Source organism: Blautia sp. AF32-4BH (genome assembly GCF_003460565.1).
GTDB lineage: Bacteria > Bacillota > Clostridia > Lachnospirales > Lachnospiraceae > Fusicatenibacter > Fusicatenibacter saccharivorans.
The window spans coordinates 161,766-184,028 of sequence record NZ_QTVL01000004.1; the positions used below are offsets into that span (position 1 = coordinate 161,766).

21 protein-coding genes are annotated in these 22,263 nt (G+C 50.5%); 6 read left to right on the forward strand and 15 right to left on the reverse strand.

The features are described from left to right. Nucleotide 1: 1 nt before the first annotated feature. The 4 genes from DWZ44_RS06965 to DWZ44_RS18160 form a co-directional block, all read right to left on the reverse strand. Nucleotides 2-1,114: a Gfo/Idh/MocA family protein gene (locus DWZ44_RS06965; protein ID WP_117804487.1), complete on the reverse strand. Its 1,113-nt coding sequence runs from the start codon at nt 1,112-1,114 to the stop codon at nt 2-4. A 183-nt stretch (nt 1,115-1,297) separates the two neighbouring features. Next, entirely contained in the window at nt 1,298-5,647 is a 4,350-nt protein-coding gene (locus DWZ44_RS06970; protein ID WP_117804488.1) for an ABC transporter permease, read from the reverse strand. Nucleotides 5,648-5,654: 7 nt separating this feature from the next. Further along, nucleotides 5,655-6,359: an ABC transporter ATP-binding protein gene (locus DWZ44_RS06975; protein WP_055226115.1), complete on the reverse strand. Its 705-nt coding sequence runs from the start codon at nt 6,357-6,359 to the stop codon at nt 5,655-5,657. A 105-nt stretch (nt 6,360-6,464) separates the two neighbouring features. Beyond that, nucleotides 6,465-6,620, reverse strand: a complete 156-nt coding sequence (locus tag DWZ44_RS18160; protein ID WP_158565837.1) for a hypothetical protein — start codon at nt 6,618-6,620, stop codon at nt 6,465-6,467. A 247-nt stretch (nt 6,621-6,867) separates the two neighbouring features. Between DWZ44_RS18160 and DWZ44_RS06980 the strand changes: the two genes are divergently transcribed. Further along, complete coding sequence (locus tag DWZ44_RS06980; protein ID WP_117804489.1) at nt 6,868-7,584, forward strand: histidine phosphatase family protein; 717 nt, start codon at nt 6,868-6,870, stop codon at nt 7,582-7,584. A gap of 26 nt (nt 7,585-7,610) precedes the next feature. Then, nucleotides 7,611-8,843 carry an aminopeptidase gene (locus DWZ44_RS06985; protein ID WP_117804490.1) on the forward strand — a complete coding sequence of 411 codons (1,233 nt, stop codon included), beginning with the start codon at nt 7,611-7,613 and terminating at the stop codon, nt 8,841-8,843. A gap of 9 nt (nt 8,844-8,852) precedes the next feature. Here DWZ44_RS06985 and DWZ44_RS06990 read toward each other — a convergent pair whose 3' ends face one another. From DWZ44_RS06990 to DWZ44_RS07040, 11 genes are all read right to left on the reverse strand, one after another. After that, nucleotides 8,853-9,461: a nucleoside recognition protein gene (locus DWZ44_RS06990; RefSeq protein ID WP_117804491.1), complete on the reverse strand. Its 609-nt coding sequence runs from the start codon at nt 9,459-9,461 to the stop codon at nt 8,853-8,855. A 303-nt stretch (nt 9,462-9,764) separates the two neighbouring features. Continuing rightward, the gene (locus DWZ44_RS06995; protein WP_117804492.1) at nt 9,765-11,132 is read right to left on the reverse strand and encodes an MATE family efflux transporter; all 1,368 of its coding nucleotides are present in this window, start codon (nt 11,130-11,132) and stop codon (nt 9,765-9,767) included. A gap of 113 nt (nt 11,133-11,245) precedes the next feature. After that, entirely contained in the window at nt 11,246-11,737 is a 492-nt protein-coding gene (locus DWZ44_RS07000) for a hypothetical protein (protein ID WP_117804493.1), read from the reverse strand. Between the two features lie 66 nt (nt 11,738-11,803). Next, nucleotides 11,804-13,426, reverse strand: a complete 1,623-nt coding sequence (locus DWZ44_RS07005) for a recombinase family protein (RefSeq protein WP_117804494.1) — start codon at nt 13,424-13,426, stop codon at nt 11,804-11,806. Nucleotides 13,427-13,529: 103 nt separating this feature from the next. Further along, complete coding sequence (locus DWZ44_RS07010) at nt 13,530-13,715, reverse strand: hypothetical protein (RefSeq protein WP_009322363.1); 186 nt, start codon at nt 13,713-13,715, stop codon at nt 13,530-13,532. 258 nt (nt 13,716-13,973) lie between these two features. Beyond that, nucleotides 13,974-15,314: a virulence-associated E family protein gene (locus DWZ44_RS07015; RefSeq protein WP_117804495.1), complete on the reverse strand. Its 1,341-nt coding sequence runs from the start codon at nt 15,312-15,314 to the stop codon at nt 13,974-13,976. Next, the gene (locus tag DWZ44_RS07020) at nt 15,199-15,924 is read right to left on the reverse strand and encodes a CHC2 zinc finger domain-containing protein (RefSeq protein ID WP_117804496.1); all 726 of its coding nucleotides are present in this window, start codon (nt 15,922-15,924) and stop codon (nt 15,199-15,201) included. The genes DWZ44_RS07015 and DWZ44_RS07020 overlap by 116 nt, the downstream gene beginning before the upstream one ends. Nucleotides 15,925-15,943: 19 nt before the next feature. Then, nucleotides 15,944-17,416 carry a MobQ family relaxase gene (mobQ, locus tag DWZ44_RS07025; RefSeq protein ID WP_117804497.1) on the reverse strand — a complete coding sequence of 491 codons (1,473 nt, stop codon included), beginning with the start codon at nt 17,414-17,416 and terminating at the stop codon, nt 15,944-15,946. Between the two features lie 2 nt (nt 17,417-17,418). Next, nucleotides 17,419-17,724 (reverse strand): DUF3847 domain-containing protein, encoded by a 306-nt coding sequence (locus DWZ44_RS07030; protein ID WP_117804498.1) that lies wholly within the window; start codon nt 17,722-17,724, stop codon nt 17,419-17,421. Between the two features lie 258 nt (nt 17,725-17,982). Beyond that, nucleotides 17,983-18,225, reverse strand: coding sequence for a hypothetical protein (locus DWZ44_RS07035; RefSeq protein ID WP_009322368.1), 243 nt, complete (start codon nt 18,223-18,225; stop codon nt 17,983-17,985). A gap of 155 nt (nt 18,226-18,380) precedes the next feature. Then, nucleotides 18,381-18,605 (reverse strand): helix-turn-helix domain-containing protein, encoded by a 225-nt coding sequence (locus DWZ44_RS07040; RefSeq protein WP_009322369.1) that lies wholly within the window; start codon nt 18,603-18,605, stop codon nt 18,381-18,383. A 301-nt stretch (nt 18,606-18,906) separates the two neighbouring features. On the opposite strand from DWZ44_RS07040, the gene DWZ44_RS07045 reads away from it, so the two are divergent. The 4 genes from DWZ44_RS07045 to DWZ44_RS07060 are packed head-to-tail and all read left to right on the forward strand — an operon-like array spanning nt 18,907 to nt 22,258. Beyond that, nucleotides 18,907-19,956, forward strand: a complete 1,050-nt coding sequence (locus tag DWZ44_RS07045) for a hypothetical protein (protein WP_117804499.1) — start codon at nt 18,907-18,909, stop codon at nt 19,954-19,956. Beyond that, nucleotides 19,953-20,249, forward strand: coding sequence for a helix-turn-helix domain-containing protein (locus DWZ44_RS07050; RefSeq protein ID WP_226840934.1), 297 nt, complete (start codon nt 19,953-19,955; stop codon nt 20,247-20,249). The genes DWZ44_RS07045 and DWZ44_RS07050 overlap by 4 nt, the downstream gene beginning before the upstream one ends. Continuing rightward, on the forward strand, nt 20,227-21,330 hold the full coding sequence (locus DWZ44_RS07055) for a DNA cytosine methyltransferase (protein WP_009322371.1): 1,104 nt from the start codon (nt 20,227-20,229) through the stop codon (nt 21,328-21,330). Before DWZ44_RS07050 ends, DWZ44_RS07055 begins: the two co-directional genes overlap by 23 nt. Beyond that, entirely contained in the window at nt 21,323-22,258 is a 936-nt protein-coding gene (locus DWZ44_RS07060) for a DUF4928 family protein (protein WP_009322372.1), read from the forward strand. The genes DWZ44_RS07055 and DWZ44_RS07060 overlap by 8 nt, the downstream gene beginning before the upstream one ends. The last annotated feature ends 5 nt before the right edge of the window (nt 22,259-22,263 follow it).

The following is a 22,263-nucleotide window of genomic DNA, read 5'->3' on the forward strand; positions in this document are numbered from 1 at the left end:
GCTATGAATTCGGCATGGCCTCTGGTCTTTCGCAGGTGGATGGAACCTTCTCAAATGCACCCGTTTCCGCACTCTTCATAATCTGATCGATCGTATCGAGTACGTGATATGCCATTTTGGCACTCGCACGGTTTGGTCTGCCCTCGGCAATTGCTTCTGCCATCTCAGACGGGCCAAGACCACGGCTGTTTTCGCTGTAATCAAAGCCATAATGTAAAACTTCCGGAACAGCCTGCTGTGTCCAGTCTTTTACACCCGGAATATAGACAACATCGCCGCCGAAATTGTTCGGATCAACAAGCTTTAAGATACCTTTTTTACCGTAAATGGTGAATACCGCCTGATCATTGATGACGCTGTCACCATTGACGCAGAATGTACCGGTCACACCGTTTTTCATTTCCAGAATGGTAAAGACCTGACTTTCGTTTGTATAGTCAAATTCCTGTCCGTATTCCGGGCTGCCCGGAATGATGTTCACACGCTTCGCCGCAAGGTTTCGCACGGACGATACAACGCGATCCACCGGACCAAAAAGACTCACAATTGCCGTCAGATAATAAACACCGAAATCGTAGCAGATACCGCCGCCCGGCATCCGCAGAAAACGGAAGATGCTCGCCAGTAAATCAAGATCGCGGTTTGCGCATGCTTCGAAAGATGTCACCTCGCCGATCAGCCCGTCGTCGATCGCTTTTCTTGCGGTCTGCAGTGCCGATCCAAGGAAGGTGTCCGGTGCGGAACCGAGATAGAGATGTTTCTCCTCTGCCAGCTCGATCAGTTTCGCTGCCGTTTCCGGTGCGAGGGTCATTGTTTTTTCAGTGTAAACGTGTTTTCCGGCTTCCAGTGCCTGACGGATCAGCCCCTCGTGGGTCGGTGCCGGTGTCAGAATGACTACCATTTCAATCGACGGATCTGCCAGAATTTCCTCGTAGGTACAGCCCTTGATGCCATACTGCTCTGCTTTCTTTTTCGCATGTTCAAGATGGCCTGCGCAGCATGCTGCTACCTCAAGATTCTCAAAGTTATGAATCATGTTCGTCAGATAAATATCACTGATCGCTCCGCAGCCGACAACGCCGACTCTCATTTTTTTCGTTTCTGTTGTTCCCATTTGTAAAAATCCCCTTTACTCTTTGTTTTTTGATTCTGTTCTGATAAAAACCCTTATTTTTTTTATACAACGAAATGTCTGAAAAAACAAGCATTCCGGCTCATATTTCACTTTCAAAATGAAAAAACCGCCCACGGTTTCTGCAGATTCTCTGCATCACCGCGGACGGCCTTTTTCTGTTGTTTACTCCACGCTTTTCAGCGATTCAATCATATCAATTTTTCTTAACCGGTAGAACATCATAAAATTGACGAACAGAGCAAACGCCAGGGTAATCAGGGCGCTCCAGCCGTAGCTCCGCGGGAACACGTTTCGTCCGAACATCATCATATCGACCTCGACGGTCTGAATTACGCAATGATGTAAAAACGTTCCAATTCCCATGCCCGCGATAACGCCGAACAGTGTCAGCACCATGTTTTCCCGGTACACGTACGATGCCACCTCGCCGTCGAAGAAGCCGAGCACTTTCAGCGTTGCCAGCTCTCTCTGTCGTTCGGTGATGTTGATGTTGTTCAGGTTGTACAGCACCACAAACGCCAGCAGGCCCGCCGATACGATCAGCACCACGATGACGATGTCGAGGGAACGAAGCATGTTGTCAATCTGATCAATCAGGTCGGATGTGAACGAGATTGCCGCTACACCGTCGTACGTCATGATTTTTTCTCCGAGTGCTGTCTCATAATTGCCCGACGTGTCCTGATATTTCATCAGAAGCTGGTTGTAGTCCGGCGCTCCGCCGAACAGCTCCTCGTAGAGATCCGGGGCCAGATACAGGTAATGGCGCACGTAGTTTTCGACGATGATCGAAATCTTTACGTCCACAATATCGTCGCCTTTTTTCAGCTGAACCGTGTCGCCTGCTTTTACGCCGAGCATCGTTGCTGTCTTTTCGCTGATGGCTGCGCCGCCGTCGGTCGGGAATTCGTAAACTTCTCCGCTTTTCCGGTCTCGGAAGGCATAGAAGTCATTGAAATTCGTCAGTTCTTTCGGCACTTCAAGCACTGCATCCACGGTCTTTTTGTCGGTCTGCAGTTCGATGTTCTGGCAGTACATTTCCAGCAGCTCATCGATGCCGCTGTAGTTTTCCAGATCGGTCTGCAATGCTTCTTTTTCGGATTCATCCACATCTGAATTCAGCACAGCATTCGCCTGATAGGTGAAGAGGCTGACGAACTGGTTTTTCGCAATCGCGGTGATGGAATCCTGAAGGCCGAAACCGACGAGGATCAGACCCATGCATCCGCCGATTCCGATAACGGTCATGAAGAATCGTTTTTTATACCGCACCAGATTCCGCACGGTTGATTTCTGCGTAAAGTTCAGATGTTTCCAGAGTACGCCGATGCGTTCCAGGAAAATCCGTTTGCCGTTTTTCGGTGCTTCCGGCCGCATCAGCTCTGCCGGACCTGCGGCGAGTTCTTTGTAGCATGCCGCGATCGTCGCCACGCCGGTGCAGGCTGCACTCGCCAGAATCGCAAGGCCTCCCTGCTCCCAGTTCAGCGGGGTCATGTAATACGGGAGTCCGGTATACAGCATGCCGTAGGCATTCATAATAACCCAGGGCAGGATTTTTTCTCCAACCACCACGCCCGCGAGAGCGCCGGATACGGTGGAGAGCATCGCGTATGCGAAATATTTAAAGGCGATCACGCCGTCGGAATAGCCGAGGGCTTTTAATGTTCCGATCTGCTGACGCTGTTCCTCGATCATTCGTGTCATCGTCGTCAGGCTGACGAGAGCAGCCACGAGGAAGAAGATAACCGGGAAGAATTTTCCGATATTCGAGATACGGCCGGCATCCTGACCGAAGCTCTCAGTTGACGTTACCTTATTCCGTCCCCAGACGTACCACGTTGGTTTTTTCAGGTCTGCGAGTGTTTTCTCACCGTCCGCAATTTCCTGCTTCGCATCCGCGATTTCTGGTTCGGCGTCGGCTTTTGCTTTTTCATATTCGGCTTTGCCGTCCTCAAGTTCCTTTTCTTTATCGGCAATTTCCTGTTTCGCATCCGCAAGGGAGATTTTTCCGTCGGCGATTTCCTGTTTCGCGTCGGCCAGCTGGGTTTCTCCGTCGGCAATCGTCTGCTTGGCTTCGGCGAGCTGACTTTCTCCATCGGCGATCGTCTGCTTTGCTTCTGCTAACTGGGTTTCGCCGTCGGCGATCGACTGTTTCGCTTCTGCAATTTGACTTTCTCCATTGCTTATCGTTTGTTTTGCGTCCGCCAACTGGCTTTCTCCGTCGGCAATTGTCTTTCTTCCTTCCGCAAGCTGAGCCTCGCCCGACTGAATCGTCTGCTGATATGATGCAATCTGCTGCTCGCCATCCGCGATCTGCGCTCTGGCGGCTGCAAGCTGTGCTTCGCCCTCTTCCAGTTTGCTGCGGTTTGCCTCGATCTGTGCTTCTCCTTCTTCGATCTGCGCTTTCGCTGCATTGAGCTGTGCTTCTCCATCCTCCAGCTGTTTCTGGTAAGCACTTGCCTGCGCTTCTCCATCTGCAATCTGCGCAAGACCGGCTGTAACCTGCGCTTCACCGTTTTCCAGTTCTTCTTTTGCAGCAGCAAGCTCGTCCTCACCGGCGGCGCATTCCTGCTCTTTTTCCGTTAACTGCGCATCTGCCGCTGCAAGCTGATTTTCCGCATCTGTAATCTGTGCCTCTGCTGCTACAAGCTGAGCCTCTGCTTCAGCGCTGGCTGCCTCAAACGCTGCGATGTTTTGTTCCAGAAATGTTTTCTGCTCATGCATCGTGGAAAGCTGCTGTGCTAACTCTGTCTGCTTTGCTTCCAGCGCAGTTTTCTGTTCCAACAGGGATGCATACACTTCATCTTCTTCTGTCAGTCCGTCAAGCTGAGCCGTAATCGCCTCGATCTGCCCTGCCACTTCTGTCTGCGCAGCTTCCACGTCTGAAAGCTGGCCGCCAAGCTGGGCTAACTGATCCTTTGCTGTTTCGTACTGGTTTTTCTGCTCCTCGTACGCTGCTTTCTGCGCTTCATACTGTGCGCGTCCTGCAGCGGTTTCTTCTTTTTTGCTTTCCAGTTCCTCACGCGCGGCGGAAAGCTGTTCCTTCGCAGCATTTAATTCTGTTTCTTTTACGGAAAGCTGTTCTTTTGCCGCATTCAGTTCCGTCTGTTTCTGACTCAGCTCAGTTTTTGCTGCCGAAAGCTGCGCCATTTTTTCTTCTAACTCTGTTTTACCAGATGCAAGTTCTGTTTCTTTCGCTGCGAGCTGTGTCTTTCCGTCAGAAAGTTCTTTTGCTTTCGCTTCCAGTGCTGCCTTTCCGCTTTCCAGCTCTGCTGCTTTCTGATTCAGCGTTGTTTTTCCGCTTTCCAGTTCTGCCGCTTTCTGACTCAGCGTCGCTTTTCCACTTTCCAGCTCTGCCGCCTTTGCTTCCAACGTCGCCTTTCCGCTCGCAAGTTCTGCCTCTTTGTCTTTCAGCGTTGCCTTGCCGGATACCAGTTCCTGTTCTTTATCGGCGATCGTTGCTTTCGCACTGAGAAGTTCCTGCTCTTTTTCTGCAATGGCCTGTTTTCCGTCAAGGAGTTCCTGTTCTTTCTCAGCAATCGTCTGCTTTCCGTCAAGAAGCTCCTGTTCTTTGTCCTTTAACGTCTGTTCGCCGTCGAGAAGTTCCTGCTCTTTGTCCGCAATCGTCACTTTCGCGTCGGCAAGCTGCTGTGCACCGTCATCCAGCTCTGTTTTTGCGTCCGCTAATTTCTGCTCTGCATCAGCGACCTGCTGTTTTGCATCATCAATCTTTTCCTGTCCTTCGGTTTTGACTGCCGTATACCGCCGGTCGCACGCCGCATCCTCGAGCGCTTCAATCTTCGTCTGTACAGCCTTCACCGTCTCATCATACGCATCGCTGTAGCTCGCCTCTTCCTGTGCGCCGTCCGCCTGGACGTAAATCTCTGTATAGAGATCCGAGGTAAATGTCTCCGGAAGCAGCAGTGCAAAACTGTTGATGCTTCCATTTCCAATCGAGCCCGTTCCGCGGTTCAGATCCATATAATAAGGGAGCGTCGCCGAACCAACAATCGTAAACGTATCCCCGGTCAGCGAATCTGAGAGCGGATCCTCCGTTCCGGAAGTGAACGTTACCTGATCCCCGATCTCACAGCCGGAACTTTTCAGAAACTGCGTATCAACAAGAATTTCATCCTCTTTCTCCGGCATCCGTCCCTCGACCACGCGCGGCTCATTCACACCGTCCGTCAGCGCAATCAGCTTCACAACCTGCTCGCTCTCGCCGATGTCATGCAGCACTTCCACCGTTTTTCCGCCGTAGACCGCTTTCACGCCATCCGTCTTCGCGATATCCGCCAGATCATCGTCTGTCAGCCCCAGCGTTCCAAGGACTTTCAAATCCATATAATTTACTTCATCATAATACCGGTCCGCTGAGACTTTCATATCTCCTTCCGCCGACCGGATGCCCGAGAAAAACGCCGCGCCAAGAAGCACGATGAAAAAGACTGACAGAAACCGCCCCTTGTTCTTTGTGATTTCCCGGATAAAGTCTTTTCGAAATGCTCTCATCGTCCACCTACCATTCTATCTCTTCCACCGGCGTCGGGTTCTCATTTGTTTTCATGCCCGCCACTTTTCCGTTTCGAATTTTAATCACGCGGTCCGCCATCGGTGTCAGCGCCGAGTTGTGAGTGATGACAATGACCGTCATCCCCTTCTCCCGGCAGGTATCCTGCAGCAGCTTTAAGATCGCTTTTCCCGTCACATAATCGAGCGCGCCGGTCGGCTCATCGCAGAGCAGCAGTTTCGGATTCTTCGCCAGCGCACGCGCAATCGCCACACGCTGCTGCTCTCCGCCCGAAAGCTGTGCCGGGAAGTTATTCATTCTCTCTTCCAGCCCAACCTCCGCAAGCACCTCCGACGCATCCAGCGGATGCCGGCAGATCTGCATCGCCAGCTCCACGTTTTCAAGTGCCGTCAGGTTCTGCATCAGATTATAAAACTGAAAAACAAATCCAATATCCTCCCGCCGGTACTGGATCAGCTTCTTGCCGCGGTACTTACTGATCTCCGCCCCGTCCACCAACACCTTTCCTGAAGTCGCTGTGTCCATTCCGCCTAAAATATTCAGCACCGTCGTCTTACCCGCACCGCTCGGTCCAACAACAATCACAAACTCACCCTTTTCCACATCAAAGCTGATCCCATCCGCAGCCTTGATGGTAATCTCACCCATTTGATAGGTCTTTGTTACATCCTGAAGACTCACATATCCCGCCATGCCGCCGTGTTCCTCCTATGCAAAAAATCGATATTTCCTATTTCTTTTATTGTATCAATCTACAGCCGCGGCGGCTAGTCCTAAGTGGACGAATTTACTGTTTTTTTATAAATGGCATCCCCCCTTTATTTCAATACTGCCCTGATCATACATCTTATCCCAACCAGAATAATCACCACCTCCTGTAATCTCTGTGCCATCTCCATCGCAGCCATGCCCTCTGCTGCCTTCCCGTTCAAAAATATTTCCAGAACGCATCATCCTCTGTCACTCTCCTCTCAAATCTTAACCACTCCTCCCAGGCCGCCTACCAGACGTGCGAACGCCTCTTCCAATTTGCCACATCTTTTTCCACAGAAACTCACACAAGTTTGACAATTTATGATACACTAAGCTAAGTGACATCAATTCTGAATGTTCTGTGCTCTGCCGCAGATTTTTCGGAACTGAAATTGACTTTTCGATGCATAAACCAAACGATTTGTGGCATACGAAGAAAGGAATTCTTATGAAAATTATCTTTATCCGCCACGGCGAACCGAATTATGAGATTGATTCGCTGACTGAAAAGGGCTGGCGTGAGGCTGAGCTGCTTTCGAAGCGAACGGCGAAATGGAACGTCACCGATTTTTACTGCTCGCCGCTCGGACGTGCGAAGGATACGGCTTCTTTCACACTGAAAAACGCGGATCGCGAAGCCAAAATTCTTCCATGGCTGCGCGAATTTGATGCGCCTGTCATTGACCCGGAAACCGGGAAGCGCCGGATTCCGTGGGATTTTCTGCCGGATGTACTCGACGCAAACCGGGATCTCTATGACAATCATCTCTGGACGAAAAATCCGATCATGCAAACCGGAAATATGGACGAAAATTACCGTTTTGTGACCGACGGACTCGATACGCTGCTTGCACACTACGGCTATGTACGGGACGGCTATCGCTATCATGCCTCTGATGAGACGAACCGCGAGGCTGTCATCGTCTGCTTCTGTCATCTCGGCGTTACCTGCGTGGCACTGTCCCACTTGCTGAATATGACACCAACCCAGCTCTGGCAGGGTATGTTTCTGGCGCCGACTTCTGTCACAATCGTCGGAAGTGAGGAACGCAAACCGGGCGAAGTGTACTTCCGCTGCCAGACTGTTGGCGACGTACACCATCTGCTGACTGCAGGCGAGCCGGTTTCGTACTATGGATCGTTTAACGATCCATTCCAGTTTTAAACTTTACAAAAAGGGAGTTTTTTATCATGAATGAAGCAAAATTAAGAGAATACGCAAAGCTGATCGTAAAAATCGGCGCAAATGTACAGAAAGGACAGCGTGTCCGTCTGCAGGCCGGTGTGGATCAGGTTCTGCTTGCTACCATGGTCACGGAAGAGTGTTACAAAGCCGGTGCAAGCTATGTTGAGCTGATCTGGGAGTGTGGTCCGATTAACAAGCTGAGTTATCAGTACGCCACAGCCGAAACACTCGGTACGGTTCAGAATTGGGAGGAGGAGCGCCTCAAACAGATGACCGTAGATCTTCCGGTCCGCATTTTCATTGACTCCTCCGATCCGGATGAGCTTGCCGGCATCTCTGCCGATCTGCTCTCTACCGTCCGTCAGATGCGCGGGAAAGTAACGAAAAAATACCGCGATCAGCTCGACGGAAAACATCAGTGGCTGATCGTTGCCGCTCCGTCACCGGCATGGGCCAGAAAAGTATTCCCGGGCGAGCCGGAGGATATTGCGGTTGAGAAGCTGTGGAATGCTATTTTTGATTGCCTGTATTTAAAAGAAGGCGAAGATGTTGAAAAAATCTGGCAGGCACACTGTGACCGCATGACCCAAAAAGCCAACTGGCTGAATGAACAGGCGTTCCGCAAACTGCATTATACCAGCAAAAACGGCACCGATTTCACAGTTGAACTGATTCCGGACGCAAAGTGGAGCGGCGCTGGCGATATCAACCATATGAACAATACCTTCTATGTCCCGAATATGCCGACCGAAGAAGTTTTCACCAGCCCGATGCGCGGCAAATGTGAAGGCCGCCTCGTTTCCACCAAACCGTTAAGCTGGTCCGGCCAGGTTATCAACAACTTTACCGTTGATTTTAAGGACGGAAAGGTTGTCGACTGCCACGCAGAACAGGGCGAAGAGGTTCTGAAGAAAATGTTCGCGATGGATGAGGGCGCCGCGATGCTCGGCGAGGTTGCACTCGTTCCGAAGGAGTCCCCGATCAACCAGTCCGGTCTGATGTTCTTTAACACTCTGTTCGACGAGAACGCATGCTGCCACGTTGCCGCCGGCGCCGGCTTTTCCGAGGTGCTGGACGGATTTATGGATATGAGTGATGAAGAAATCCTCGCAAAAGGTATCAACGATTCCCTGATCCACGTTGACTTTATGGTTGGATCGGATGACCTGCATATCGTGGGTATTCACGAAGACGGAAGCGAGACCGATGTCTTTGTAAACGGCACCTGGGCTGAGTAATCTGAATAATCATCGCCCCATTCTTTCCATCACTTTGCAAAACACCACCGCCGCAATCGTACTCGCAGCCGTCGCAGCAAGCGCCGGTCCGACAATTGCTGTTGGGTGGACGCTGCCGTACTGACTGCGGTACGCAATGATGTTGACGGGGATGAGCTGCAGAGAAGAAATATTTAAAATCAAAAACGTACACATTTCCCGGTTTGCGGTTCCTTCTGGAACTGCGGCCGGGTTTCTCATTTTCCGCCGCTCTTCCTCCAGCTCCTCAAACCGCTCCATCGCCGCAAGCCCCGGCGGCGTCGCAGCCGCGCCGAGTCCAAACACATTACAGATCATATTCATCCCCGCCGCCCGCATCGCAGGATGGTCTTCCGGCACTTCCGGAAACAGAAACCGCATCACCGGCCCCATTCGTTTCACCAGCCCGTCAATCACTCCCGCCTTCTTCGCAATCTCCATCAGCCCTGCCCAGAACCCCGTCACCCCAACCAGCGAAACCGCCAGCACCACCGCCTCCCTCGAAGCCTGAATCACCCCATCCGTCACCTCCGGCATCCGTCCCTGCAGCGCGCCATATGCGATTCCGAGAAGCAGCATGGAACTCCATAGAATGTTCATTGCATCACCTGACTAAAAAGATCTTTATAAAAATATGCTGACTTTATATTTTCCATGATTCGAAACTCAAGTATACACCATAATCCCACAAATTTTTATTATGCCGTCGTTTTATAATGCTTTCTAAAATTGATATTTTAGTTTTATACGTATATAATAATAAACATTATAAGGGTGGTGTTTTAAAATGAAGAAATGAGACCTGCATTCAGTGCCTGCTATGAATAATATAATGTGATATATAATTACCGGTCAACACACAGATTTTTCCGTGCATTGGCCGGTAATTTTTTCATTTAAAAATCAGTTTCCTGTCTTCCCTTTTCTCATATAAGGATTTCGATACAGTGAAATCACAAGCTCCGCAGCCATGAAGCACCAGATGATCGGTTCGCACCAGATTACGGCGCTGTAGTGGTAGCGTGGAATGAATACCATGGCAAAGATAATCTTTCCAAACAGCTCAATAAAGCTCGACAGCAACGGCAGAATTTTCTCTCCGAGTGCCTGCAGTGCCAGACGGCTGCAGTTGACAAGACCAAGGGCGAAGAAAAACGGGATGGCTACGCGGAGGTAGCGGGCTCCGTTTCCGAGGACGGTCGGGTCGGATGAACCAGAGATCAGGTGTACCATGGTTGGTGCAAGCGGGGTGACGATTACAATCAGGCACGCGGTTACGCTGAAGCAGAAAATGTAAGCGTAACGGATGCCTTTCCGCACGCGCTCCCAGTTGTCTGCGCCGCGGTTCTGTGCAACGTAAGTGTTGACGGCCTGCGCCATGGAGGAAAGCGGCATCATGGAGAACGAAAACAGCTTTCTCGCAGCGGTATGTCCGGCGATAGTTTCATATCCGAGGCTGTTGATGCCCGGCTGCAGAACGATCGAACCGACATAAATGATACTGCTCATAAATCCCATCGAAAATCCCTGCGCCAGCAGATCTGCGTACAGTCCGCGGTCCAGCGCGAAGTGGCGTTTTTCCGGAAGCAGGATTTTCGCTTTCGTAACAATATAAATCAGGCAGAGCACAACGGAAATGCCCTGTGCAATGACGGTTGCAATCGCGGCACCCCGGACACCCATGCCGAACGTGCGGATAAACAGCAGATCGAGCACGATGTTCACCAGCGATGAAAAGATCAGGAACACAAGCGGCATGAAGCTGTTGCCGATCGCCCGCAGCAGGCCGGAGCACAGGTTGTAGGCGAACATGACGAACAGGAAAATCGAGAGAATCGAAATATAGCTGTAGGATTCCTCAAGAATCTCCGCCGGTGTTTTCAGTAGGCGCAGCAGCGGATGCATGAAGATCGTCGCCAGAATGGTAACTACCAGTGTGACGGCAACGCCGATGACGATACAGGATGCAACCGATTTTTTCATCCGGTCCGTCTCCTGCCGTCCAAAGCAGCGCGCCGTGACGATCGCAAGACCGTTTCCAACGCCGAACGTAAATCCGGTCATCATCTCATAGATCGACGAGCAGGCACCCATCGCCGCAATCGACGAGTCGCCGAGTGTATAGCCGACGATCAGGGTATCCATCGTGTTGTAAATCTGCTGAAACACGCGGGACGCCATGATCGGCAGGGCAAAAAGCAGCAGAGATTTCAGGATCGGGCCATGAAGCAGATCGACCTGAGAACTCCGCCGGGTTTGTGTCTGTGACATAAAAAAATTCCTCCCTCTAAGTATAATGCATTGTTACCATTATATCAGAAGAGAGGAATTACCGGGCAGATAAAATACCCAAAACCATAAAAAAATACAATAATACAAAACTTTTACGGATTTTTGTCAATGATCGTGCATGTTCCGCCTTTTTCTTCGAAGTAATCCTGCATCTGCGCCGACAGCACATTCACATCCTCGTACTGCTCCGGCCGCACATGGTTCGAAATCCAGGCATCGCCGCCCTCGTACAGGATCTGATACTGGCTGTTATAGGAAGCTTCATATACATATGATTCCCCGTCGAGCGTGCATTCATAACGAACCGTGCGAAGCGACGCTTCATCCCGCAGCTGTGATTCCGTGTACACCCGAAGTCCGATCGCCGCTCCAATCAGAACAAAGATCGCCGCAAACACACCAACAAACGCATACCGGATCACTTTCCGTCTCCGCACTGCCTGCTGCACCAGCTGATCATTTAAGACCGCAAGCTGCTGTGCAATCTCATTCAGTTCCGAAGGCTGCTCCTCCTCTACTTCCAGCCCGCCGCCCAGCAGCACACTCACCGGCACCTCAAACAGCTCCGCCATCCGATCCAGCATCACCGCATCCGGAACCGAAATCCCATTTTCCCTTAGTTAAAGATATTGTTGGGTAAAAAAGATGTGTCAGTCGATTTTGCCTATAAAGCGATAGAAAATCTCTACTTCCTGCTCCCGGCTGCCGTCCTCGCCCTTAACCGCTTCATGCACAAAGATTTTTTCAATCAGCGTATTCAGCAGTTCGGCGGTCAGCTCCGTAGGGTTGACATACTGCCTCATCAGCCCTACCCACTTTTCAGCGTCAACGGCGGTCTGCGCAACGGCTTCCATCGCTTCGTGAAGCTGCTGGATTTTCTCGTCCAGCTCCTTTTGTTCGCCCTGATACTTCTCGGACAACATATTGAAGTTGTACTCTGTAATGCGTCCGGCAGCCCAGTCCTCGTACATCTTGGCAAACAGCCCGTCAACCTCTGCTTTTCGCTTCTCGGCTTTTTTCAGTTCGGATGCCTGTTTCTCCCTCGCAGAGCTGCGTTCCTTATCGCTGGCGTTGAGCAGCCTTTTCAGAAGTTTGTCCTCGTCCTGCTGGGCCTGCTGTGACCAGTATTGCAGGCGGGAGAGGACATAGGCGTAAAGCACATCATAGCGGATGTAGTGCATGGAGCATTGGCGCAGTCCCTGTCCGTTCTTGCTGCAATGATAGTAGCCATACGGGGTTTTGTTCTGCTTATTCTCGCCGTATGCCAGCGACCAGCCGCAGTCCGCACACTTTACCAGCCCTGAAAAAATCTGCGTTGTGCCGTCCTTTTGCCGTCTGCGTCTGCTGGCAATCTGCTCCTGCACCTGTCGGAACACATCTTCGGAGATAATCGCTTCGTGGGTATTCTCCACACGATACCATTCCTCTTTCGGCTTGCGTACCTTTTTCTTGTTCTTGAATGAAATGTTGCTCTGCTTATTGTGTACGCTGTGACCGATGTAGGTTTCCTCTTTCAAGATGCTTTTGACCTGCGCTATCGTCCACGCATAGGCTTTTTCCTCCGGCGCTCCGGCATAGATATTGGCGAAAGTGCCGTACCTCTGGAAGTTCAGCCATCCGGGGGTGGGTACTTTTGCTTCCACCAAAATCCGTGTGATGCTGGCCGCCCCTCTGCCATGAACGGCAAGGTCAAAGATCTTTTCGATAATCCACCTTGTTTCCGTGTCAACCAGAAGATGCCCGGTCTTATCCGGGTCTTTGATATAACCCAGCGGGGCGTAGGCTCCGTAGTGTGCGCCGTTTGCAAACCGTGTCCGCATGGCGGCCTTGACCTTTTTGCTGGTCTGGCGGGCGTGCATCTCGTTCAGGATATTCAGGAATGGGGCAAGCTCGCTTTCTCCGTTGAGGGTGTCCACATTGTCGTTGATCGCAATGTAGCGGACGCCTTTGCTTGGGAAGTAGATTTCTGTGTATTGGCCGGTCAGAATGTAGTTTCTGCCTAAGCGGGATAAGTCCTTTGTCACAACGCAGTTGATTTTCCCGTCCTCGATGTCGTCGATCATCCTCTGGAAGCTCGGCCTGTCGAAGTTCGTGCCGCTCCATCCATCGTCAATATACTCGTCTACTACGGTCAATCCATGCTCGGCGGCGTACTGCCGAAGCATCATGCGCTGTGTCTGGATGCTGCCGCTTTCGCCTTGCAGCTCATCGTCACGGCTCAATCTCAAATAAAGTGCGGTGTTATAAACCGTTGTATTGTATGGTTGTTTCATCAAAAATCCTCCTTAAAAAGAAACAACCCACGCTTATACAATACTCGCTGGTACAAGTATATCATAAGCGTGGGATGATTGACAGTCACAAATCTATCTTTTTTCAGGAAGCAGCGGCGGCGTGCTGGATTACATCTTCCAGCAGGCTGTTCAGCGGCTTCCCGTTCTCTGCAAAATGCTCCGATACCTTGATACGAATTTTCCCCATGACAAAATACTGGGTGCCGTCCGCAGCGGTAAGCATAGTGCCGCTGTTGTTGGTGTTATTTTCGCTCTTGGCTTTTACCATAGGCATTTACCTCCATAAATGAAATATGCCCGACAAGGCAATGTCAGGCTATGTGTGGCGTAGACTGCTCCAATGTCAACCAAACCGTGTCAACCGGCACAAAAGACTTTGAAAACAATCCTCAGGCGCTCTATTATTCTATTTTACTTTTTCTTTGATTTCTTGGTTGACATGGTTGACAAAGAGGAGAAGTGCCTGAAATATCAGACTTTTTCCTGTCAACTGAAACGTCAACCAAACTGTCAACCGGGGGCTTTTTCAGAATGGAAGCTCCATCTGCCGGGCTTCTTCCTCTGTGATTTCCCGAAAACCATCCTTGTCTGCTGGGGGCTGGTTGACACGCTCCCAGCCTTTTTGTGAACCGTACTTCTTATATCTCTTAGGGCTTTTGTAGGCTGTCCAGCCCTGTATGCTGCCGTTTGCAATGCCGGTATTCATAATCTCGCAGATTGCCCGTGTTTCCCACTCTGCCGGGGGATTGCAGTTTCCCAGCGCTTCCTCATAAATCTGCTTGGAACATACCCTGTCGCCGGTGTAGTCCTCCAAATAGGCGTAAATCATACCGGCCTGCGTGTCCTCCTGCATAAAACCCTGCTGGTGGGCTTTCAGGTAAGCGTTCATTTCCGCGCTGAATGACAGCTTATACTTCCCGCTGCGGTAGATTGTCATGGCTTCCGCCCACATTTGGCTGATATATGTCCTCGCCGCCGCTTCATCGTCCAGTATGTGAACCTCCGCCCGTTCCGGGTACACGGTCACGGGAATAAAGCGCCGGTTGCCGGTGCGGTCACGGGGAAGAAAGTCCTGCCGGTTGGTGGTTCCTCCAAACACGCATTGACGGAGCCGGTCTGCCGGATGGGTTTCATACGGCACTTTATAGGTTTCTTTCTGGCGGCTTAGAAACGACTTGATTTCCTCAATACTTCTGGCGTTGGCGGTGGCGATCATCTCCGACATCTCCATAATCCAATGCCCTTGCAGCTTCCGATACACGTTTTCATCGTCCAGCTTTTTCAAATCGTCTGAAAACCACTCGTCCTTAACTGCAAGCAGTCGGAAAAAGGTGGATTTTCCGGCTCCCTGACCGCCTACCAGACAGAGCATGACTTCAAACTTGCTCCCCGGCTGAAATACCCGCCGGATGGCTCCCATCATAAACAGTTTCAGGGCTTCAAAGGTGTACTCGTCCGTGTCTGCTCCCAGAAAGTGATGCAGAGCATAGCGGATGCGCTCGGTTCCGTCCCATTGCAGACTGTTCAGATAATCCCTGACAGGATGGTAGCGGTTTTCATTGGCTACGATCTGGATTGCATTTTCTACTTTCTTTTCGCTGGTCAGTCCGTAGTGTTCTTCCAGATACAAAAGCAAATATTTCATATCCATATCGGTCAGAGTGGCGCTGGTCCGTTCCCATCCCAGCGGCTTCACAATATCCACCCTTTCGGAAAGAATGTTGTAGCTGACTGCTCCACGCAGCAGCGGGTCACGCTGGAACACTGTCAGACAGTTCTTGATGCTGTTCTTCACGCCGCCTTTCTGCGTCCCCTCCAGCATTTCCCGGATTTCTTCCTGCGTCTGCGCCGGTTCCATTGCGTCCATCGTCCGCATAACTGCCTCCTGCGCTGCTGGCGGTAAGTTCTGAAATTCGCTGCTCAAGCCGCACCACCTCCTTTCCCTGTTCGGCAATCAGCGCCGCTTTTTCTTCCATTTCTCCAAACAACAAAATATCCAGCAGATATTCTACATAGCTGTTTTTTTGCAATGCTTCCACGAAAAGAGGATGCCAGGCGGCATCCTGTGGCTGTGGAGCATATTCGATTTTCCAGCGTTCCAATAGATGCAGATAGTCACATAGCACTTTGAAGCAATGCTGTTCCGCCTGCCGTAACCTCTGCTCCGGCGTAGGCTTGGGCGGCGTTCTCTTTGCTGCCGGTGTGCGGATGGCTCCGTCATAGGGGATTGAAAAATCCTCTGCCAGTCTGACCGCCGCATCCCGTTTTCCCAAACCATGCAGGGAAGCGGCAAAGTCGATCACATCCCCGGAAGCGCCGCAGCCGAAGCAATAGTAGCGGCTGTCCACTTTCATGCTGGGCGTTCTGTCATTGTGAAATGGACAGCAGGCCATGCCATTTCTCCCTACCCGTATTCCATAGTAAGAAGCAGCCTGCCGGGTAGTGACGGACTGCTTCACCGCTTCAAACACATTCAAATGCTTCCTCCCGTAAATGTCATAGTTCTATATCCTGTTTCTTTTTCGGCGCTTCCTGTTCTGGCTGCCGCCGCTGCAATACCCGGTCAACGCAGTACTGTACTCGGCGCATTTTCATTAAATCCTCCCGAAGCGGCTTATACTGCGGGGACAGCTTGGCATACTCCGCTTGCAGCCGGTCATATTCCTGTTTCCATGCGGCCAGGGTGATGGGCTTCCTGTCCAGCTTCTCTTTCAAAATCCGGCGGGCCGTATAAAACAGCCGCAGATCAGCGTCATGGGCGGTTTCAAATTTCTCCCGCTGTTTTTTCCACTTGATACCGTTCAGCTCGTCATACACCGGCTTCAGCCGCTTGTAGTTCTCGGCCTGCCGTATCAACTCCTGCAATTCTTTCATCCGGGCTGACTTCGCTTTCATAGTGTCGCTCAATGTGTCAAACTCTGTGCTGACAGCAGACAGGCGGGATTCCAACGCTTCCAGCGTCAGCAGCTTGTTTTCCATCAGGTAGTTGACCGCTTCCGCAAATTCTTTCAGGTTCTTGCCCTTAGCTTTCTGGCTCCATGCCCCGGCGTTTCTGTCCTGATAATAGGAGATCAGCAGGTCGGCAAGGCTCGGTGTCTTAGGCTTGGAAAGTTCCTCTTTGACTTCTGAAATCCAGCCGAACAGGGATTTAATTTTCTTTTTTATGTCCAGCATCAGCCGGTTAGTCGCCTTAATCCAGCGGTTCAGTTCGCCCTTGTCGGTACGGATGCCCTTTGCTTCCATCTGCCGGACAGTCGGCCCCTCATGGACGGTGGGGATCAAGTCAATCCCCTGCCGCACATAGGAGCGGTGGTCAATACGAACATCCAGCCCCTTTTTCGCAAACTTTTCATTGACCATCCGGCACCATGCTTCCCGCCATTCTTCCAGCGTTTCCGGGCTGCCCCAGTCGGTAGTGGGTACGGCGTTGAACATGGGCTTGCCGTTCCTATCCAGCACCCGGTTTCCCTCATCATCCAGCACATATTCCCGGCGCTGCTTCTGTCCCCATGTGCCGTCTGGATTGATGGGGCGCATGGTCGTCATCACATGGAAGTGCGGGTTGGGGATGCCTCCGTCCTCCTTGTCCGGGGCATGGACGGCAAAATCGGCAACCATTCCTTTGTCCACCAGACAGCGCTGCACAAACTCCCTCGCCAGCGCAATGTTTTCTTCCATCGAAAGTTCATTCTGCAAAGCAATATCAAAGCTGTAAGCAAGCTGCGCTTTCTTGTGTTTCTCTACTTGTTCCACCGTATTCCACAAGGTCGCCCGGTCCTGGTATTCCAGCGGGGCATGGGGCGGCAACAAAATTTCGGAACAGATCACGCCGCCCTTGCGGGTGTAGTCACTGTACTCGCCGTAGTAATCACTGTAAAGACACTCCCCGGCCCGGTAAGCTGCGGCGGCAATGGCGCTCTGTCCGGCGCTGCGTCTGATCTGGCTGACCGTTAAATGATAAAGCGCCATCGTCAGTTACCATCCTGCGGCTGGCTGTGATTTTCAACCGCAAGCCGTACCATGTTCTGAACCGGCTGCCATTCGGCAATGCGCTCCATCAGGGAATAAAATTCCTGCTCGGTCAGTATCTTCACTTCCGGCATGACGCTCTCAATCGCCGCCCCACGGGTAATCAGCCGATGGCTGCGCTGTTTGCGGGAACCGCTGTCCAGATAGGATTTTCGGTTTTCCAGTCGGCGCAACTTTCGTTTTTCCTGTTCCAGTTTGACGGTGTTTTCCTCGTACTCTCTCTGCAATTCTTCCAAAGATTTGCTCATGTTCTCACTCCTTTGCTCTGAAATAAAAATGACCGTATGGATAACGGTCAGGGTGTCGGTATTCGTCTATCAAACCCGATGAAAAGATGCAGACGCAAAGCGGGTGTATCTTTTCATCGGGTGCGCAGGGATAGCCGCTTTAGCGGCGCAAGGGGTGCAGCCCCTTGTACGGAACGAAGTGACGCAGGCCCCCGGATTGCTGATGCTGTCAGCGGTCAGGGGGCGGCTCCGCAGGACGCACGATACATGGTCGTCAGACTATGTATAGAAGTGCGCCCTTTGTTCCAAAGGGATTTCTGCCGTTTCCGGCTCTGCTCCGTTTTCCCTCTTTTTTTCCGCTCCTTTGCGGGAACGCTTGGAAAGATACTTCGGACATTCGATCACGACTGCCCGGAAGCTCTGCTTGCAGTCACGGCGGCATCTGCGGCATAGCTCGTTATAAGTGACACGGCTGCGGTCATTTAAGAAGAAAGACCACTCCAACCGGCGCTTCTTGCTCATTCTCGGCGTAATTGGCTCCTTTCCCCGTTTCTATCCGACATACGCAGATAGACGGTTTTGGTGTAGCGTTTCGGTGTCATTTTCAAGGTTTTTCCCCTCTGTATGCGCCTTTGAAAAGGGCGGCAGTATTCCAGATAGGGAAAGATACCATGCGCTCATTTGTTGCCTTTCGGTACGGTTTCCGTACCCTTTTCCATCCAGTCAAAGAACGCCTTTTTACTGACCTTAATCAGCCTGCCGCTTCTGAACGCCGGAAAACCGGGGGTGTGAACCAGCTCATAGGCGCTCACTCTGGAAATTCCCATAATGCGCCGGATGTCCGCCACGTCCAGCACCAGCGGAAGATCATCATAATTTTTTAATCTCTTGTTATCGCTCATTTAGTTCCTCCCATATTAAAATCAATTCTCTTGCTTCCTGTTGCCGTTCTACCCAAAAGCCGTTATCCTGCCCCATTCCTGCGGCGTTTCCTTGCATTGGTGCGCCGGATGCGTCACTTCTCCTGCCGGTCATATCCCTTTTGGACGGTCATTTACTTGCCAAGGTACTACATGGAACGAAATTACCATGTGCAATTATCATAGCGACTTCTCCTTGACGAAACAATACTTTTACGATACTATGAGTGTAACTGATATAACAGAATTATAAAATTACCATAAGCAAAGGTAGGAAAATAGAATGGAAATGGAATTTGTGCGGCATGAGCCGTGTTATGACCGGATTTTGTTCGTCCTGACGCTGGACAGGAAGAAAATGAAAGAGCGGATTTTAATTGGGGAAGAATTACAGGTGCGCTTTCGATTACAGGGGGATATGGATGCGGATGTGCTGTGCGATACAACACGCCCGCTTGGAACGTTCCTTGCAGAGTTTGAACATGACCCTGACGGGGAATGGAACCGCTTTGGCCTGGCTCCGCTGAGGGATGCCCTGCACTCAAACCGCTGGAAGCAGCCAGCCTTAGAGCAGGCCGCAGGGGAATTTCTGAAAACAAAGTTTGATACCGGCGATCCGCTGCGGATGTATGCTGCGTTCCGTATCTGGAATGGCTATCTGCTGGCAAGGGAACCGGCGAAACGTGCGGAAGCCTGTGACCGCTTCATGGATAAAATGAGTCACTTTACCATGACCTTTCAGCAGAGAAGCCCGCTTCAATTTGACAGCGATAACGGTAGGCCGCAGCCGTTCCATATTTCCAGCCGGATATTCGGCTCCGTACCGGCAGCGGAAACACGGCTTGACCTTTGGTATCCGGACAACCGGCGTACGACAGAATGTGTCGCGGCCTATACCACGTTCTATCCGCTGATAACCTACTATCTGAACCGGCTGAATGATTGGGGGTTGTGCTTCCGAAAATGCAAAGTCTGTGGACATATCTTCCTCGCAAAAAGCCAGCGGTACGAACTGTGCAACGACAAATGCAGAAAGAAGCAGGCACTTCAAAACAAGAGGGAGTTTGACGAGAGGGCAAGAGAAAACAACTACGATTTGCTCTACAAAAACGAGTGCCAGAACTGGCGCAACAAGATCAACAAGGCAAAAAGGACAGCGGGCTTCCCGGCTGACCGGCTGGAAGAAATGCTGACCGCTTTTGAAGCGTTCAAGAAAGAAGCGTTGCAGAGAAAACGGGCTGTAAAAGAAAGAACAGCCAGCCCGAAAGAATTTACGGACTGGTTGTATCAGCAGAGTAGTATTATTGTAGAATTGGCCGAGAAATCCTCTTGAAATCCCTTGCTTTATTTCGCTCAAACGAATATAATTATATCAGTTTTCAAAATCCAAAATACAGGTTCGAGGTGCCGCAAGTGAATGGGTATATAACAGTTCAGGAAGCTGCTGAAAAATGGGGCGTAACGCCGCGTCAAGTTCAAATTCTTTGTAAAGAGAACAGAATTGTTGGCGCTATGCGTATGAGCCGCATTTGGATTATTCCTGAGAATGCTCAAAAACCGACCAATACCAAACGAACTTCAAATAAGACGGGAGGAAAAAAGTTTGCTGCAACGCACTCTGTATAAAAAACAAAATATCGACTTGTCCTCCGCGCCTTGGACAATGCATGAATTCTTTGCCGGAAGCGGTTTAGTCGCCTACGGCTTAAAAGGTATGTTTGCACCAATTTGGGCTAACGATATTAGCGAACAGAAAGCGGCTGTATATGAAGCTAATTTTGGTTGCGAACATTTTGAACTTGGCGACATAAAAGATGTGAATGGTAGGGATTTGCCTTTTGCTCATTTATCTTGGGCCAGTTTTCCATGCCAGGATTTGTCTTTGGCTGGTTCTTTAGGCGGTATTCACGCATCCAGAAGCGGATTGGTGTGGGAATGGCTACGTGTGTTGGATGAGATGGAAGAAAAGCCACGAATATTGACTTTAGAGAATGTAACCGGCTTGCTTTCCACAAATGGCGGCGATAATTATCGGGTTCTCCATATGGCACTTGTGGAGCGTGGTTACGACTGTGGAGCTATCGTTTTAAACGCTTCCCATTTTGTTCCGCAGTCAAGACCGAGGGTTTTTGTTATTGCTGTGCAACATGGATATGCAATCCCGGCGTATCTGACCGGAGATGCCCCTTGCTGGCTGCATAATAAAGCTGCCTCTGATTTGGGTCGGTCTTTACCCGGATGGATTTGGTGGCAAGCGGAGAAACCTCCGCGCCGCCACAGCACATTAAAAGATATTATTGAAGAAGAAACAAAATTTGATAAAGATACTGTCCTGCCGCTTGTTCCAGAACGGCACCAGATCAAGCTAAATGAGCATGACACGGTTTATGCTACGGGCTATCGCCGAACACGTCATGGAGAGCAGCAGCTAGAATTGCGCTTCGATGGTATTGCCGGTTGTTTACGAACGCCAGAAGGCGGAAGTAGCAAACAGTATTTAGTTGTGAAAAAAAATGATGAGATTCATGCTCGCCTATTGACTGTTCGTGAAGCCGCTCGATTGATGGGAGCGCCGGATAGTTTTATTCTCCCCGGTAGCTACAACGATGGTTATAAAGCGATGGGAGATGCTGTCGCAATGCCGGTAGCTCAATTCATAGGAGAAAATTTCCTAACAAAACTTGCGGAGGCCGTATACGATGATTAGTACAGAAGAAAGATTAAAAGCATTTCAAGAGGAAAATAATATCTATACGAAAGGGCCGCTGTCGCTAGTAGTTCAATTTACTCGACTTGTTCAGAACAAGGATTTTCCCTTAAATCCAGACGATTTTCAAACAAGCAGTAAAGGACAGGTTGCTGGACTTGGCGGCGGTAATCTCAAAAAAATATTAAAAGAGCATGGCATTACACAACAATTATCCGCAGAAGGCGGGCGCACCAGTCGCGGAAGTATGGGGTTAATGATAAAGTACGTTGATTTTCTCAACGCATGGAACGAAGAAGAAACTGTTGATTTTTCAATCGTGGAAGAATTTTGGGCGGAACAAGTTAGAGAATATTTCAGAAATCAGCCGTTTGTTTTGACCGCCGATACTTCCAAAACTATTGGAGCAAACTTAGACGAACTATTTGAACAGGCTAAGAAACGTCAGAAACAAAATCCGGGAACGCAGTATTTGGGAACGGTTTTGCAGCACTTAGTAGCCGCGAAATTATGTCTTATTATGCCTGAAAATGCATTTGAGATTCATGGCGCTTCTGTTGCGGACGCGCCAACTGAACGAAGCGGCGATTTTGTTATAAACAACACGATTATCCATTGTACAACAATGCCCGGCGCTTTGCTGATTGAAAAATGCAAGGCGAACTTGCGCGGCGGATGCCATCCTGTCATCATTACAATTTTTGAGCGTGTACATACAGCATTAAATCTTGCGGAAGATGCGGGCCTTGCCGGGCGCGTTGAGGTTTGGGATATTCAGCAATTCCTTTCGTCCAATGTATATGAACATAGCCTTTTTGATGAAAGCAAGAGAAATTCTACGCTTTCAGATATTATTGGTCGTTATAACGAAATTGTTCTTGAGGCTGAAACTGATCCGAGCCTTCGCATTGAGTTTGAGGCGAGATGATTTAT

Coding starts and splice junctions, on each gene's coding strand:
- DWZ44_RS07040 (WP_009322369.1), bottom strand. CDS start 18,605: ATGAGCGATAACAAGAGATTAAAAAATTATGATGATCTTCCGCTGGTG.
- DWZ44_RS18160 (WP_158565837.1), bottom strand. CDS start 6,620: ATGATGCGTTCTGGAAATATTTTTGAACGGGAAGGCAGCAGAGGGCAT.
- DWZ44_RS07000 (WP_117804493.1), bottom strand. CDS start 11,737: ATGCTGGATCGGATGGCGGAGCTGTTTGAGGTGCCGGTGAGTGTGCTG.
- DWZ44_RS07005 (WP_117804494.1), bottom strand. CDS start 13,426: ATGAAACAACCATACAATACAACGGTTTATAACACCGCACTTTATTTG.
- DWZ44_RS06995 (WP_117804492.1), bottom strand. CDS start 11,132: ATGTCACAGACACAAACCCGGCGGAGTTCTCAGGTCGATCTGCTTCAT.
- DWZ44_RS07045 (WP_117804499.1), top strand. CDS start 18,907: ATGGAAATGGAATTTGTGCGGCATGAGCCGTGTTATGACCGGATTTTG.
- DWZ44_RS06990 (WP_117804491.1), bottom strand. CDS start 9,461: ATGAACATTCTATGGAGTTCCATGCTGCTTCTCGGAATCGCATATGGC.
- DWZ44_RS07010 (WP_009322363.1), bottom strand. CDS start 13,715: ATGGTAAAAGCCAAGAGCGAAAATAACACCAACAACAGCGGCACTATG.
- DWZ44_RS06985 (WP_117804490.1), top strand. CDS start 7,611: ATGAATGAAGCAAAATTAAGAGAATACGCAAAGCTGATCGTAAAAATC.
- DWZ44_RS06965 (WP_117804487.1), bottom strand. CDS start 1,114: ATGGGAACAACAGAAACGAAAAAAATGAGAGTCGGCGTTGTCGGCTGC.
- DWZ44_RS06975 (WP_055226115.1), bottom strand. CDS start 6,359: ATGGCGGGATATGTGAGTCTTCAGGATGTAACAAAGACCTATCAAATG.
- mobQ (WP_117804497.1), bottom strand. CDS start 17,416: ATGGCGCTTTATCATTTAACGGTCAGCCAGATCAGACGCAGCGCCGGA.
- DWZ44_RS07015 (WP_117804495.1), bottom strand. CDS start 15,314: ATGGACGCAATGGAACCGGCGCAGACGCAGGAAGAAATCCGGGAAATG.
- DWZ44_RS07030 (WP_117804498.1), bottom strand. CDS start 17,724: ATGAGCAAATCTTTGGAAGAATTGCAGAGAGAGTACGAGGAAAACACC.
- DWZ44_RS07035 (WP_009322368.1), bottom strand. CDS start 18,225: ATGAGCAAGAAGCGCCGGTTGGAGTGGTCTTTCTTCTTAAATGACCGC.
- DWZ44_RS06970 (WP_117804488.1), bottom strand. CDS start 5,647: ATGAGAGCATTTCGAAAAGACTTTATCCGGGAAATCACAAAGAACAAG.
- DWZ44_RS07060 (WP_009322372.1), top strand. CDS start 21,323: ATGATTAGTACAGAAGAAAGATTAAAAGCATTTCAAGAGGAAAATAAT.
- DWZ44_RS06980 (WP_117804489.1), top strand. CDS start 6,868: ATGAAAATTATCTTTATCCGCCACGGCGAACCGAATTATGAGATTGAT.